Origin of the sequence: Pseudoalteromonas sp. DY56-GL22, assembly GCF_041414715.1 — a bacterium.
GTDB classification, from domain to species: domain Bacteria; phylum Pseudomonadota; class Gammaproteobacteria; order Enterobacterales; family Alteromonadaceae; genus Pseudoalteromonas; species Pseudoalteromonas simplex.
Genome location: NZ_JANHZR010000005.1, coordinates 125,092 through 140,593, shown reverse-complemented (window position 1 = coordinate 140,593; position 15,502 = coordinate 125,092). Strand labels below are relative to the sequence as shown.

16 protein-coding genes are annotated in these 15,502 nt (G+C 40.7%); 9 read left to right on the top strand and 7 right to left on the bottom strand.

Features of this window, described 5'->3' with window-relative positions:
* Positions 1-16 precede the first annotated feature (16 nt).
* Positions 17-667, bottom strand: a complete 651-nt coding sequence (locus tag NO991_RS12785) for a glutathione S-transferase family protein (RefSeq protein WP_194442565.1) — start codon at positions 665-667, stop codon at positions 17-19.
* A gap of 101 nt (positions 668-768) precedes the next feature.
* On the opposite strand from NO991_RS12785, the gene NO991_RS12780 reads away from it, so the two are divergent.
* From NO991_RS12780 to NO991_RS12760, 5 genes are all read left to right on the top strand, one after another.
* Positions 769-1,626: a LysR family transcriptional regulator gene (locus NO991_RS12780; RefSeq protein ID WP_187490215.1), complete on the top strand. Its 858-nt coding sequence runs from the start codon at positions 769-771 to the stop codon at positions 1,624-1,626.
* Positions 1,627-1,713: 87 nt separating this feature from the next.
* Positions 1,714-2,340 carry a DUF6795 domain-containing protein gene (locus tag NO991_RS12775; RefSeq protein WP_235373023.1) on the top strand — a complete coding sequence of 209 codons (627 nt, stop codon included), beginning with the start codon at positions 1,714-1,716 and terminating at the stop codon, positions 2,338-2,340.
* Positions 2,341-2,636: 296 nt separating this feature from the next.
* Positions 2,637-3,191 (top strand): DUF6795 domain-containing protein, encoded by a 555-nt coding sequence (locus NO991_RS12770; RefSeq protein ID WP_235373024.1) that lies wholly within the window; start codon positions 2,637-2,639, stop codon positions 3,189-3,191.
* Positions 3,192-3,367: 176 nt separating this feature from the next.
* Complete coding sequence (locus NO991_RS12765) at positions 3,368-4,018, top strand: DUF6795 domain-containing protein (RefSeq protein WP_235373025.1); 651 nt, start codon at positions 3,368-3,370, stop codon at positions 4,016-4,018.
* Entirely contained in the window at positions 4,008-5,153 is a 1,146-nt protein-coding gene (locus tag NO991_RS12760; protein ID WP_235373027.1) for a lipase family protein, read from the top strand. The genes NO991_RS12765 and NO991_RS12760 overlap by 11 nt, the downstream gene beginning before the upstream one ends.
* An 85-nt stretch (positions 5,154-5,238) precedes the next feature.
* On the opposite strand, the gene aroC is transcribed toward NO991_RS12760, so the two are convergent.
* Both aroC and prmB read right to left on the bottom strand, forming a co-directional pair.
* Positions 5,239-6,339 carry a chorismate synthase gene (gene aroC / locus NO991_RS12755; RefSeq protein WP_371352093.1) on the bottom strand — a complete coding sequence of 367 codons (1,101 nt, stop codon included), beginning with the start codon at positions 6,337-6,339 and terminating at the stop codon, positions 5,239-5,241.
* Positions 6,340-6,404: 65 nt separating this feature from the next.
* Positions 6,405-7,340, bottom strand: a complete 936-nt coding sequence (gene prmB, locus NO991_RS12750; RefSeq protein ID WP_138599003.1) for a 50S ribosomal protein L3 N(5)-glutamine methyltransferase — start codon at positions 7,338-7,340, stop codon at positions 6,405-6,407.
* Between the two features lie 101 nt (positions 7,341-7,441).
* On the opposite strand from prmB, the gene smrB reads away from it, so the two are divergent.
* From smrB to NO991_RS12735, 3 genes are all read left to right on the top strand, one after another.
* Positions 7,442-7,999: an endonuclease SmrB gene (smrB, locus tag NO991_RS12745; RefSeq protein WP_054553197.1), complete on the top strand. Its 558-nt coding sequence runs from the start codon at positions 7,442-7,444 to the stop codon at positions 7,997-7,999.
* Between the two features lie 24 nt (positions 8,000-8,023).
* The gene (locus tag NO991_RS12740; protein WP_054553198.1) at positions 8,024-8,944 is read left to right on the top strand and encodes an AEC family transporter; all 921 of its coding nucleotides are present in this window, start codon (positions 8,024-8,026) and stop codon (positions 8,942-8,944) included.
* 232 nt (positions 8,945-9,176) lie between these two features.
* Positions 9,177-10,493, top strand: coding sequence for a sensor domain-containing diguanylate cyclase (locus tag NO991_RS12735; protein ID WP_371352092.1), 1,317 nt, complete (start codon positions 9,177-9,179; stop codon positions 10,491-10,493).
* Between the two features lies 1 nt (position 10,494).
* Here the strand turns inward: NO991_RS12735 and NO991_RS12730 are convergent, their stop codons facing one another.
* The 4 genes from NO991_RS12730 to sixA are packed head-to-tail and all read right to left on the bottom strand — an operon-like array spanning position 10,495 to position 12,562.
* A complete protein-coding gene (locus tag NO991_RS12730; protein WP_371352091.1) occupies positions 10,495-11,229 on the bottom strand; it encodes an SDR family oxidoreductase in 735 nt (244 codons plus the stop codon).
* Complete coding sequence (locus NO991_RS12725; protein ID WP_371352090.1) at positions 11,226-11,702, bottom strand: ASCH domain-containing protein; 477 nt, start codon at positions 11,700-11,702, stop codon at positions 11,226-11,228. The genes NO991_RS12730 and NO991_RS12725 overlap by 4 nt, the downstream gene beginning before the upstream one ends.
* A complete protein-coding gene (locus NO991_RS12720) occupies positions 11,686-12,036 on the bottom strand; it encodes a RidA family protein (RefSeq protein ID WP_054562122.1) in 351 nt (116 codons plus the stop codon). Before NO991_RS12720 ends, NO991_RS12725 begins: the two co-directional genes overlap by 17 nt.
* Positions 12,037-12,085: 49 nt before the next feature.
* Positions 12,086-12,562 (bottom strand): phosphohistidine phosphatase SixA, encoded by a 477-nt coding sequence (gene sixA, locus NO991_RS12715; protein WP_054553202.1) that lies wholly within the window; start codon positions 12,560-12,562, stop codon positions 12,086-12,088.
* A gap of 194 nt (positions 12,563-12,756) precedes the next feature.
* On the opposite strand from sixA, the gene NO991_RS12710 reads away from it, so the two are divergent.
* Entirely contained in the window at positions 12,757-15,477 is a 2,721-nt protein-coding gene (locus tag NO991_RS12710; protein WP_371352088.1) for an insulinase family protein, read from the top strand.
* Positions 15,478-15,502: the final 25 nt, after the last annotated feature.

Sequence of the window (15,502 nt, the reverse complement as noted above, 5' to 3'; positions counted from 1 at the left end):
AATACTCTTTATTTTTTTACCAAGCATTCTCGCCGGCCTCATCAGACTTGACTATATCGGTTTCTTTTAACGCTTCTCGAATCCAGGTTTGCATGACTGGACACGCAAATACATGCTGACAATAAGCTTGTGCAGCACGCGAAAGCGTAACCTGATACGTTTTAAAGCGCAGTACCACAGGTGCAAACATCGCATCAACAATAGAGAACTCACCAAATAACCACGCATTAGGATACCTTTGCTGCTGAGTAGAAAATATCTCATCGATACGGGCAATATCTTTTTTAGCTTGTTCTGATAATTCAACATGCCTTTTAGCGCGGATATTCATTGGCATTTCATTACGAAGTGCAGCAAAACCAGAGTGCATCTCAGCCGCTAAACTGCGTGCTTTTGCTCTTTGGGCTATTTCACTAGGCCAAGCAGCACCATTTAGATAAGCATCATTGATGTATTCACAAATAGCGAGTGAATCCCACACGATTAACTCAGCATCAATAAGGGCCGGCACTTTTTGCACGGGAAACTTACTTTTTAATGCTTCATAAAACTCAGGCGTATCTAGAACTAATTGTTGTTCTGTAAAAGAAACATTGAATTTACTCAGTAAATACCACGCTCGTAATGACCAAGTTGAGTAGTTTTTATTGCCAATAAATAATTGCATTGTACTTCCTTTAACGTTTAGATTGGACTCACTATAAAACAGCAATTGGGCAATTACTCGCCAATTGTTTTTATGTTAACTATAAGAAATGCTGATACATTATGGATATTGATGCCCTTAGGACTTTTTGCGCCTTTGTTGATACAGGCAGTTTCACCCGCGCTGCAGCACAAATTTGCAGAACCCAATCTGCAGTAAGTATGCAAATGAAAAAGCTGGAACAAGACCTCGCAAGTCCGCTATTTGAAAAGCAAGGCCGTCAACTGGTGCTAACCCATCAAGGCCACCAGCTAGCAAGTTATGCAAAGCAATTGATAGCGCTTCATGATGAAGCCTTTAAGCAATTAAAAGCTGGCACTGGCAATTTACGTGTGCGCATTGGTTGTCCTGACGACTATGCCCACTCTTTACTACCAGAGCTTGTTGATGCTTTACACCAACAGTTTAATGCGCTGGATCTACAAATAAGCTGTGCCCCAAGTACTGAGCTTAGAGCCAAACTAGACCAAGGTATGCTCGATTTGGTGATTGCCACTCGCTCGCCAGACAGCGAAGAAGGCTACTTATTGCAATCAAGCCAAGGTGTGTGGGTGAAAAGCCCTGCTTTTGAGATTAACGATTCAACCCCACTTCCAATCGCCTTGTTTCAACGAGACTGTAAGTTTCACCAAGCCAGTATTGAGGGTCTATTAAAAACCGAGCGTCGTTTTAATATTATTGCCTGTTGTGGCTCAGCGGGAGCGTTACATGGCTTGATTAAACAGGGACTGGCAATTAGCAGTATGGCACGAATAAGCATGCAATCAGGTGTGGAAGAGGTGAGCGACAACTCCCTACCGACACTGCCTGTCATTGATATCGTCCTGCTATATGGTAATCATGCCCACAACCCTCTCAGTCATGAGCAGTTAAAACAGATTGTGGGACTGATAGCAAACACAGCCTACTCCCCTTATTAAAATTCTAACAAGCATAAAAAAGAAACAATCAACTTTACATCTGTTTTTCAATCTATTAGTGTCCCCCTAAATAAGCACGGATTGCTTATGAAAAAATCAATTACAAACAAAATTACCCACATTATTCTAGCTCTCTCTGCGTGTGTAATTATTTCCACAGCTATAGGTCAAGGAGACGATATGTTTAGCTGGTTCAGAAAGAAAAAAGAAGTATTTTTAAGCCCAGAAGTCAATGGTATTGTGACTGAAAATGGTCAACCTGTTGCTAACTTAGAGATAATTCGCTCATTAATCTACATAGATGAAAAAGTTCATCGAGACGCTGCAATAACCGATGAAAATGGGCACTTTCACTTTCCTAAAAAAACAATTTTATCCTCAATACCTAATAAATTGATTGCTGAGCATCGTGTTTCTCAAGAAATTTTTATTGAAAGCGAAAGTACTTTAATTCCATTATGGGTTGCAAACCAATCAGGAATTAAAGAAATTCCTGAGTATAGTAAAAAATTAGCATTCCTAGAGTGTGAGTTAACTAATAAACGCGTTGCTTTTGAATTTAAAAATAATAATAACGAGCATTTGAATTATGTCGCATCGAGTATTTGTCGTTGGAAAACGGACTATATGCCATACTGGTTATATGACGGAGATAGAGAATATAGAATTAATAATGGTGATTTTAATAACTTAACTGAACGTAACATCAAGTAAAATTAGCGTGGGAAAAGATTGAGTCACTGATTTTAAAATAGCAAACGAAGCAACCATGGCCATTCCCATCGTCGAATAAATTCAGCAGCCCCTGTTACCCGACCAGATAATAGGAACAGCAGCACACCGAGCAACGAATAGGAACAATCAACTTTACATCTGTTTTTCAATCTATTAGTGTTCCCTAAATACGCACGGATTGCTTATGAAAAAATCAATTACAAATAAAATTACCCACATCATTATAGCCTTCTCTGCTCGTAATTATTTTCACAGCTATAGGTCAAGGAGACGAAGTGTTTAGCTGGTTCAGAAAGAAAAAAGAAGTATTTTTAAGCCCAGAAGTCAATGGTATTGTGACTGAGAATGGTCAACCCATTGCTAACTTAGAGATAATTCACGCACTGACTTATATAGATGGTGTAGAGCGCCGTGATACAGTCACAACAGGTAAAGATGGTCACTTTCACTTTCCAAAGAAAACAATATTTTCCTCTATTCCGAATAAATTAATTTCGGAAGACAGAATACACCAGAAAATTGTTATAGAAAAAGATGATCAGTCAATCATTGGTTTATGGGGGACGACTCAGCCTGGCATATACGAAATTCCAGAATACACAGAAAAACTAAAGTTTTTAAATTGTGAACTAACTAACCCATTAGTGAGATTTGAGTTTAAAAATAATACTAATGAACACCTCAATAGAATTGCGACAAGTATTTGCAGATGGGAAGTGGATTATATCCCAACGTATATAATTGAAAATGGAGAAGCAAAATATAAGATTCATGATGGAAACTTTAAGATTTTAACTGATCGTTTTACAGGGAAAAAAGTTGCATTATGAGTTTCAAAATAGCAAACGTAGCAACCATAACTATAACCATCGTCGAATAAATTCAGCAGCCCCTGTTACCCGACCAGATAATAGGAACTGCAGCACGCCGAGCAACGAATAGGAAGAATCAACTTTACATCTGTTTTTCAATCTATTAGTGTTCCCTAAATACGCACGGATTGCTTATGAAAAAATCAATTACAAATAAAATTACCCACATCATTCTAGTCCTCTCTGCGTGTGTAATTATTTCCACAGCTATAGGTCAAGGAGACGATATGTTTAGCTGGTTCAGAAAGAAAAAAGAAGTATTTTTAAGCCCAGAAGTCAATGGTATCGTGACTGAAAATGGTCAACCTGTTGCTAACTTAGAGATAATTCGCTCATTAATCTACATAGATGAAAAAGTTCATCGCGACACTGCAATAACCGATGAAAACGGGTGCTTTCACTTTCCTAAGAAAACAATTTTATCCTCAATACCTAATAAATTGATTGCTGAGCACCGTGTTTCTCAAGAAATTTTTATTGAGAGAGGTGATGAGCTAACTCCTTTATGGGTTGCAACTCAGTCTGGGATTAATGAAATTCCAGAGTACAGTAAGAAGCTGTCATTCTTGAATTGTGAATTATCAAATCGATGGGTGCAATTTAAGTTCCCAGATAAAAGCAGTTCTAACTACAATTACTTAGCTTCAAGCATTTGTAGATGGGAAGATGACTATGTACCCACTTGGATTATTGAGAATAATGAGCCGAAGTACCGTATTCATGAAGGTGACTTCAATAAATTAACGGATAGATTTACAGGAAAGGAAATCCCAAATGAGCCATAGTATTTCACCAAGCACAGCAGCCAGTGTTGCAGCTCGTGTATATGATATTAGAAAATCAAACAAATTCAGTAATATATTCCACGAAGATTTTTTAGCGAATTTCGAAATCACCTCGAACCAAATCAAAGGCGTTAGTGGTGGCTTAATTAATCAGCTTCTTAACCGAACAACAGGATTTGCATTAACAGCACAAGGAATATCCCCACAATTTAAAGGTCATCATATTATAGGTATCCGCGGAACTGTTTTTACCTCCTGTTCTGATTGGCTAACCAATTTAAATGTAGCCATTACTCATGGACCTAAAAACTTAGAGGTGCACTCTGGTTTCGAAAAAGCATTTACCAGTATGAAGCCCATGTTTGAGGCTTATGTAAAAAGTCATAAACCTAAGTGCTTGCACCTTGTTGGGCATAGCCTTGGTGGTGCCATCGCACAACTTACGGCAATTTGGGCAAGTGAAAAAGGCATTCCTGTAAATTTATATACCTTTGGTGCGCCGCGGGTTGTATTAAACCACTCCGTACATTCTGCCGCGCATAATATTGGCCAGTATCGCGTTACACATGGCGCAGACCCCGTCCCATGTGTGCCTGCTTGGCCGTTTAGCCATACATCTAGCGAATATCAAACGGCAATGAATGAAGGAGCATCTTTTAACATTGCGGCTCATTCCATGGAAGGAAGTTCTCCGGGGTATATCAAATCTGTTGATGTATTTAAAGACTACGCAAGCATGGAAAGCTCAATTAAGCCCCTTCACTACAACCATACTGTATTAAAGTATGATCAGCGCTTTAATGTTAGATTCTCGCTTAACTGGCAGCGAGTAATTACCAGTGGCTTAATTACTTTTTTAAAGAAAACAGGACAATACGCCTTCATCTCTGCACAGGCAGGTTTAACTGTCGGGTTAACTTTTTATGATATTTTAGCCCGCTGCCTATATGAATCAGTGGTTAAATTTGTCGAGCTTACAGAAGAGTTAAAAGGGTTAATTGGCCATATGCTCGCGTTTGTTGGTAAAGCATCATATGAAGTCAAAGAGCTTACCGCTCAATTTATTCGTTGGGTATTAGGTTTAATGATCAAAAAGCTATACATGGTAGCAAAGCAGGCAATTGATCGTATTTAAGTTTCTTTATTGACCTTCTGCAATCAAAAACGCGGCAAATCAAGCCGCGTTTTAAGTTTATAGTTCTTTGCTAAATCAAACCAAGTTAATCAATCGAACCTTTTATTGGTCCATGTTCGTGGTTTACATGTGGATTTTGACCACGTTGGCGCAATAAGTGATCCATTAAAGTAATCGCCATCATCGCCTCAGCAATAGGAATTGCACGAATACCGACACATGGATCATGACGTCCTTTAGTGATCATCTCTACCGCTTCGTTGCTGGTATTAATGCTATTACCCGGTATGGTAATGCTTGAAGTTGGCTTAAGTGCGATAGAGGCAATGATGTCTTGCCCTGTCGAGATACCTGCAAGTACACCACCCGCATGATTTGATGTAAAACCATCAGGAGTTAACTCATCACGGTGTTCAGAGCCCTTTTGCTCTACCACATCAAAGCCATCACCAATCTCAACGCCTTTTACCGCATTAATGCTCATTAATGAGTGTGCAAGCTCTGCATCTAGGCGATCAAATACTGGCTCACCAAGACCAACAGGTACATTTTTAGCAACCACTTTAACTTTAGCGCCTACCGAATCACCTTGTTTTTTTAGGTCGCGCATGTACTCATCAAGCGCTTCTAGCTTGCTGGTGTCTGGAAAGAAAAATGCATTGTTTTCCACTTCATCCCAGTTGTAATCTTCAGCTTTAATTGGCCCAAGCTGGCTCAAACAAGCACGCACTTCAATATCGTGAAATTGTTTTAGGTATTTTTTTGCAATTGCACCCGCCGCTACACGAATCGCCGTTTCACGGGCAGAAGAGCGACCACCACCTCGGTAATCACGGATACCGTACTTATGCCAATAGGTATAATCACCATGACCTGGGCGAAATACATCGGCAATTTTGCCGTAATCTTTTGAACGTTGATCGGTGTTTTCAATCAGTAAACCAATGCTAGTACCAGTGGTTTTACCTTCGAACACACCTGAAAGAATTTTTACTTCGTCACTTTCGCGGCGCTGTGTTGTATATCGACTTTGCCCCGGCTTGCGACGGTCTAAATCAATTTGTAAATCGGCCTCGCTAATTTCAAGACCTGCTGGTGTGCCATCAACAACGCCGCCTAATGCAACGCCGTGGCTCTCACCAAAGGTGGACACTTTAAATAGTTGCCCGATGCTATTACCTGCCATTAATTTTCCTCATTCCTAATGACTACTGAGACCGAGCCCTCAGGCTCGGCTTTTAAAATCTGCTGTTAATCTGCGAAATAGTTAACAAGTTGCTGTTTGCTGATCACAAACACGCCAAGACCACCTTGTTCAAATTCAACCCACTCAAATGGTGCGCCTGGGTACAGCTCTTCCATATGTACCATAGAGTTACCAACTTCGACAAATAACAAACCGTTATCAGTTAGATGCTCTGCAGCTTCAGCTAGGATGGTACGAGTAACATCAAGACCATCATGACCCGATGCTAAACCAAGCTCAGGCTCGTGATGGAATTCACGTGGTAAATCAGCCATATCTTCAGCATCAACATACGGTGGATTAGCTACGATCAGGTCATATTTTTGACCCGGGACACCACTAAATACGTCTGACTGAATTGGCAGTACACGGTCATTTAGCATGTAATCGCTAATATTAATATCAGCAACTTCGAGCGCTTCATATGAAATATCAACCGCATCAACCTGTGCATCTTCAAATGCTTGCGCAAGTGCAATAGCAATACATGCAGAGCCGGTGCATAAATCAAGTATGCGCATTACTGAGCTTGGCTCTTCTAACCAAGGTGCAAAGCGATTATTAATTAACTCTGCAAATGGCGAACGTGGAATTAACACGCGCTCATCAACATAAAACGGCATACCTGCAAACCACGCGGTGTTGGTCAGGTACGGTACTGGCGTACAATCATTAATACGTTCTGCAATAAGTTCAGCTAAGCGGTTTTTCTCGGTGCTGGTTAAACGCGCATGCATAAGCTCTTTTGGCGCATCGATTGGCAAGCTTAGTGCTGGTAATAGTAAGCTAACTGCTTCATCCCACGCATTATCTGTGCCGTGCCCAAAGAAAATACCACTGCTGGCAAATTGACTGGTTGTCCAACGTAACCAATCATGCAACGTTGAAAGTTCTGCAATTGCCTCGTCTAAAATTGCGTCTTCTATCTGGAAATGGTTCATGTATGTTCCTTAACTTTCAAAGTCTGTTCTGACGCGTATTGTACCGTCTTTTCAGTTGGTTTTTACTCGATTTTTAGCGTTTTTTTGTTTAGACTGCCGCCATGAAAAAAGATCCCCACGCCAACAACCACATTAGCACTGACGATATTGACTTATTTCGTCAGAGTATCAGTGGTGCCAAAGCATTTAAACAAGACACTATTCGATTCACCAATAAGCCTAAAGTGTCACAAGCGAAGCAATTTTCCCAGCAAAAAAAGCAACATCAGGCAGAATTTTTCTTTTCTGATGAATATGTACCAGACATCGACACTCATGGCACCGTAAGTTATGTCAAACCAGGTCACGATAGCTTTTTAGCAAAGCAACTTCGCCGTGGAGATTACCCACCTGAGTTAACCCTTGATTTACATGGCTTAAATAAAGAATTAGCCAAAGATGAGTTGGCGGGTTTAATTCATGAGTGTAAAAAACAGCATTACTATTGCGCTTGTGTTGTGCATGGCATTGGTGAGCGCATTCTTAAACACAAGGTACCGCAATATTTAGTTCAACACCCAGATGTGATTGCTATGCACCAAGCGCCTCTTGAATTTGGTGGTAAAGGTGCGGTACTTATTTTAATTAATCTTCCACAAAGTGATGAGTTCAGACGCTAACGTCTTCTTGTCATAAGGCCTAAAGTGCATATTTTTTCGATTATCTTTCCACTGATTTTTATCGTGTTAAGTGGCTATATCAGCTCGCGAAGCACGTTTTTATCGAAAGAGCATATTGCAGGGTTAAGTAAGTTTACTTTTTACATTAGCGTGCCTGCTTTTCTATTTTTAAATATGGCCCAAGCCGATTTACAAAATAGTGTATCTATTGCAGGCTTTTTGAGTTTTTACATCCCGGTATTGGCCATTTACGCCCTCGGCTATGTTATTGACCGCTACCTCATTAGCAAGCAATCTGCGCCGTCACGTCATGCTGTATTTGCCCTTGGCAGTAGTTACTCAAATACGGTACTGGTAGGTTTGCCTATTATTATTGCAGCACTTGGGCAACAGATGGTCGGTATTGTATTTATGATCATCACTTTTCATAGCGCACTTTTGTTTACCCTCACCTTTTTGCTCAGCGCTAAATCGCAGCAAACATTCTCTTGGCGAGCATTTGCTAAAAACATGCTGCTCAATCCAGTCGTGTTAAGCATCAGTAGCGGCTTGGCTGTTAACCTACTTGGCTTTACACTTTTTGATGATTTTGCAAATGGCCTGAGTCTACTTGCGAAACCTGCCATTGCCTGTGCGTTATTTGTATTAGGGGCAAACCTTGCATTTTATAAAGTGGCCGACAACTTACAAGCATCACTCATTGCAACCATCATCAAGCTTTTAGTGTTACCGTGCGGGGTCTACTTTTTTGCAGGCAGCGTATTCAACCTAGAGCAATCATTACTGAACGTGTTAGTACTTTTAAGCGCCTCTCCTTTAGGGGTCAACGCTTATCTAATCGCCAATCAAATTAAGCAACACCAAGCGACACTGGCAAGTAGCGTCGTGCTTTCAACAGTATTGAGTGTAGTGAGCTTTAGTGCTTGGTTAAACGTATTACTCTAGCTAGAAGTCATTACTAAAAATATTGAAAAAGCAGTATTTAATATATTCGCTATAATGAACTTGACTTATAATTGCACAACATCGTCTTTTAACTAATCACAAATTTATAAGCACCACTTTAGAAAGGCTTTCAGTGAAAACGATTTTACGGCATCAACGAAACTTATATAGCATTTTAATTTGCATCATTTTCGTCATTGGTTACGCATCTTATCTCACTATAAGTAATATAGTGGCTGAACAAAGTCGCTTACAACAACAGTCTATTGCCCCTGTTTTTTCATTGGTTGTCGAAGAACTCTACAAGCCTGTTCATACTGCTCAAGCCTTAGCGAGCACAGGAAGCTTAAGTAACTTACTTACTGATAGTGAACTAGACCAAGCCGCCATTCTAAACCACTTAGAACAGCTTCAGGAAAATTTAAATATGCTCGTTTTTGTAGCAAGTGAGCAACAACAAATGCAATTTAATTCTGATGGCACAACGATTGATTTACAAAAAGAGAATATCGAGTGGTATCCAAAAGTAAAAGCAATGCAAGGCGATACCGTTGCTATCTTAGGAAACCGCGAGAACGTACATTTATACGTAGATATCAAAGTTTATTCTGAGCAAGGCAACTTTTTAGGCTTTATAGGTGTAGGTAAAAGTCTTCAGTCATTTTGGGAAGCTTTTCAACAATATAAAGCTACACATGGCTACGACTTACTTTTTGTCAATAACGTTGACGAGGTGGTGCTTTCTTCTCATCGAGACTTTCAAGCACAGTTTACTGATATTGTTAACTTAAATGAACTTAGTTGGTTCAAAAATGCGGCACAAGAGCTGGCCAACATGGAGAATTTGAGCAGTATCATTATCCAAATAGAACAGGATGATCATGTTGTTACGCAATTCAACTTGCCCCAGCTAGATTGGCGAGTTTTTTTAATATCGCCTATGGCTAAAAGGCAAGCAGAAATTAACTATGCATTTTTCAGTCACAGCGCTCAATTGGCTGCAATTTTGTTTTTCTTATTATTGTTTATTTATGCTGCATTTGCTTATCAACGTAAAAGTATTGAGGCAAGAATAAACATAGATCCACTCACAAAACTAGCGAATAGAGACAAAATAAACCACTGGTTTGAAGAACATACCGAAAAAGAGAATAGCCTCGCTTTAATCATGGTTGATATTGATCATTTTAAGAACATTAATGATCTGTATGGTCATAATACCGGAGATAAGGTTATTAAAGAGGTAGCAAAAATACTCAGAAGCAACTTAGGAGAGCAAGATGTTGCTAGCCGTTGGGGAGGTGAAGAATTTATTATTTTTATGCCTAACACAAGTCTATCGGTTGCGAGCCAGTTAGCTGAAAAAATTAGAAAAGACATTGAGTTAAATTTATTTACCGTAAATAGTCAATCATTAAAGGTGACGGCAAGTTTCGGAGTTACTCAAGCACAAAGAGCTGAAAAACTTGAGAGCATTGTAGCTGATGCTGATAGAGCGTTGTATGAAGCAAAGCAGCAAGGCCGCAATCGTGTGCGTAAAGCTTTTTAACTTAAAGCCCGCCTGATACATCGATAAAACTGCCTGTTGTGAATGAGGCTTGCTCACTTGCCAAAAAGTAAACCGCTGAGGCGACCTCTTCTGCTTCACCACCACGCCCTAGCGGCAACTTAGATTTTAACCTATCAACTCGGTTTGCTTCACCGCCATCGCGGTGCATATCGGTATAAATAAGGCCTGGTCTTACCCCATTAACCCGAATACCTTTACTCGCTACTTCTTTAGCAAGGCCTATCGTGAAGGTATCAAGCGCTCCTTTTGATGCGGCATAATCTAAATATTCATTTGGTGAACCTGTGCGTGAAGCACCCGATGAAACATTCACAATACTGCCTTTGTCCATACGCTTTATTGCTTCTCGCGCACACAGAAAGGCGCCTGTAACATTACAACTTAAAATAGCGTTGATTCGCTTAGCATCCATCTCTAATAACGGCATTTGCGGCATCATCATCGCTGCGTTATTAACCAATACATCTAACCGCGAAACCTGAGTATCTAATTTAGCGAACATGGCGAGAACTTGTTGCTCATCGGCTATATCAGCTTGCAACAAATAGGCGTTCACACCAAGCTCTTTTAGCTTATCAGCGACCTGCTCTGCACTTGCGTGATCTGACTTATAGTTAATACACACATCGTAGCCATGTTTAGCAAATAGCTTTGCTGTCGCTGCGCCTATACCGCGGCCGCCTCCGGTAATAAGAACCACTGGATTCGTATTCATTCTGACTCCTTGAAAACTAATCTAAACTGCTCACACACCAACGGCATCTCAGGGTGACATTGATAGCCTGTACCTGCGAGCTCTCGCTGATAATAATCCCAATGCACATGCTGCCAGTACTCAAGGCTTTTGTCGCCCTCACCTTCTAATGCGGCGTAATCGGCGCTTATTTGATTAAATGCGGTGATGGTTACAGAGACGGTTTCAATAATGCCGAGGGGCTGTCCCTGCCAATTGGTAAAAATAGCTAAATCACCAACTTCAGGAAGGGTTTCATTATTGGCTTTAAACCAATAAAGTGAAGGGGTTGTGGCTTGTTTTACGCCATTTAAAACCAGTAATGCGCATTCATTAGCATCTTGCTCATTGTCACAAAAATGCCAACTTGGTAGTTCAGTCACTGCGCGGCCTGATTGCTCATTAAAGCGAGCAATCAACTGCGCGATACGCTGCTCGTTACTTAACTGCTGCAACGACAGAAATCTCTACAAGTAGTGCGTCACGCGCCATTTTTGCCTCAACACAAGCGCGAGCAGGCGCATGACCTTGTGGTACCCAAGCATCCCAAACTGCATTCATCTGTGCAAAGTATTCCATGCTTTTCAAGTAGATTGTGGCGCTTAGCATGTGCTCTTTGCTACTACCTGCTTCAATAAGTAGCGCTTCGACCTTATCCAGCATGGTTTGAGTTTGTTCGGTGATATCTTTTTCGGCATCAGCACAAACTTGGCCGCATAAGTAAACTGTGCCGTTATGCTTAACGATGCGGCTCATTCGGGCACCGGTTTGTAAACGTTCGATTGTCATAGTAAGAACTTAAAAAATTAACAGTAGCGCTAATTTAGCAAATCCACTGTTAGATTTCGACGTTATTTGGCGAGTGAATACTAAGGTAGTGACTGCGCTGTTTGTGTTCATCATATTCGATAACAGCAATCGCCCCGGTATTGAAAATAGGCATATGGCCTGGACTTAACTGATCAACTAAATAGCTAACAATAGGCATATGAGCAACGACCAACCAGGTATTGCAGTCTGGATGCATAGCAATCAAGGTTTCGAGGTAATCAGCAGCAACTTGCGGCACACCATCAGGGGTAATGTCGTTACAGGTTTCATTAAATTGTAACGAAATATGTTGCGTAGCATCGGCAGCTGTTTGTTGAGCACGAATGTAAGGACTTACCAACAGAGCATCCGGTTTATGATGTGTTGCTAACCATTGCCCCATTCGACTAGCTTCTTGGTGACCGGTCTCGGTCAGTTGTCTTGCTGCATCATCTGCTTGCATTGGCGTAGCTTCGCCATGGCGCATGATTAAGATTGTTTTCATAAAAAATCAACCGATTAAAGAATATAAAACAGTAGCCAGTTTGCTTGATTGTTCGCTATATTAGAATATCATCACTAGATACATTAAACATCCGCTTATGATATTCAGGTAGATTTTCGTAGCTCTGTCTTTTTAGCTTTCCTGAAAATATCATCTGTTGTTAGGACATTAACGCACTCTTTCAGGAGCATCTTTTGAATATCAGCCGCAATGATAACAGAACATATCAACCCCTAACACTGGACAATGGTCTAAAAGTACTTTTAGTGCAAGACTTAGAGTCAACAAAATCAGCGGCTTCTATGGCGATTAACGCAGGCCATTTCGACGATCCTCTTGACAGACAAGGCCTAGCGCACTTTTTAGAGCACATGCTTTTTTTAGGCACTGACTTGTACCCAGAATCGGGCGGTTTTTCTAATTTTGTATCACAATCTGGTGGCAACACCAACGCCTGGACTGGCACTGAGCACACTTGCTACTTCTTTGATATAAACAGCCAGCAGTTTGCTGAAGCACTAGCACAGTTCAGTCGTTTTTTTATCGCACCACTACTAAATCCTAAAGAGACAACAAAAGAACGCAATGCCATAGACGCAGAATTCAAACTAAAAATAAAAGATGATGGCCGACGAATTTATCAGGCTCACAAAGAAACGGTGAACCCAGCACACCCTTTTGCAAAGTTTTCGGTTGGTAACCAGCAAACCCTGGCGGATCGTGAGGGCTGCATCAGTGATGAGCTACGTGCTTTCTTCGATAGTCATTATCAGGCTCAGTGGATGACACTGGTGGTCTGCAGCAATGAAGATATTGCGACCATGACCACTTGGGTAAGACAGTTATTTAGCGAAATAAAAGGTCAGCCAAAAAGTAAAGAGATCATAGAGCAGCCACTTTACCGTAAACAAGACTTAGGTAAGGTGTTACACATTGAGCCACATAAACATATGCAAAAGCTCATTATTAGCTTTGCGATGCCAAATATAGATGACTTTTATCGTCACAAAACCGTTAGTTTTATCGCTCACTTACTTGGCTACGAAGGCAAAGGATCGCTGTACTCTATTCTAAAAGAGCAAGGCTGGATCAATGCCCTCTCAGCAGGTGGTGGCATTAATGGCAGTAACTTCAAAGATTTTAATATCAGTATGGCGTTGACTGATGAAGGTATTGAATACTATGAAGATATCGTCGAAATGGTGTTTGAGTATATCTGCTTAATTAACCAAAACTGCGATAAATTGCCGCGTCTTTATCAAGACAAAAAGAACCTCTTGCAAATTGCCTTTGATAACCAAGAAAAAGCACGTTTAATTGATTGGGTGAGTAACTTAAGCATTAATATGCAGCATTACGATGAAGCCAATTATGTGCAAGGCGATTATTTAATGGAAGGCTTTAACCGCTGCGCTCATGAAATTGCCATGCAATGGCTAACACCTGATAACATGCGCTTGGTACTCATTCATCCAGGTGTTGAGCCTGAGCACACTACAGCTTGGTACAACACCCCTTATAAAGTAGAGGACATTTCAACAAGTTGGTTAGAAGCGCTAAGCGAAATAAACACGCCATTACCACAGATGTGCTTACCAAGTGCTAACCCATACCTCACCAAAGAGGTTGAGTTATTGCCTTTAGAAAAGCCAACTAAATCACCAGAGCTTTTAGTCAAAAGAGAGGGCTTTGATTTTTGGTTTAAACAAGATGCGACTTTCAGAGTGGCAAAAGGGCATTTTTACTTAGCGATGGACTCAACCTTTGCGATTAAAGATGTTAAGCACATGGCCCTTACCCGCTTATTTGCAGACTTGTTTATGGACAGTGTAGCTGAGCAGTTTTATCCGGCTGAGCTTGCTGGCCTTAGTTATCACTTAACCTCTCACCAAGGCGGGTTAACTCTACACACTGCCGGTCTTTCATCGAGTCAGTTGGAGCTAGTTAATGAGTTACTTGAAGCACTCTTTAATGTTGAGATCTGCGCAAAACGTTTTGCTGAGTACAAAAAGCAGCTAGTTAGACATTGGCGAAACAGCAATCAAAACAAACCTGTTAGCGAGCTATTTAGTATTTTGGGTGCGCAAATTATGCCATGGAACCCAGAGCCGAATGCCTTAGCGCAGGCTTTAAAGGATACGAGTTTCCATCAGTTTAATTGCTTTAGAAATGAGTTTTTTAAAGCCTTGCACGTTGAGTCTTTTTTACATGGTAACTGGCAACGCTCTGATGCGCTTAAGTTCCAAAAACAAGTGACTGAGCACTTAGCTGGCAGCACCACAATTATTGATTTAACGCGACCACTAAACGATATAACCGAAGTAGGTCAACAGCGCTTCATGTTAAATTGCAGCGATCATGCAATGGTACTGTACTATCAAGCACAAACGGATGACACCAGCGAAAAAGTGCAAATGATGGTACTTAACCATTTAATAAATCAAGATTACTTTAATGAGCTAAGAACAAAGCAACAACTCGGCTATTTAGTTGGTGCAGGCTATGCTCCGTTTAATACCCGGGCGGGTATCGCATTTTATGTGCAGTCACCTAAGCACAGTGCTGATGAGATACTTCAGCGTCACCAGCAATTTATTAATAATTATGTATCACAAGTAAACAGCATTTCTGAGCAGCAATGGTTAGATACCAAAGCGGGTCTTGTCACACATATTGCTGAAAAAGATAAAAATTTACGCTTACGCTCGCAACGTTTATGGTTGGCAATCGGTAATCGCGATACTGAATTTAATATGCAACGGCAGCTTTTAGAGGCACTTGATAAGTTAAGCCTTGCTCAAATGCAGCAGTATATTACCGAAACCTTTAGTGAAAACAGGCCAAGAATAGAACTTTTAAGTGAGCCAAAGGCCAAAAAACAGTCAAAAACAATCCTTTCTTCGCATTCTCTTTGACTCGAACGCGAGCTTAGATTAGATT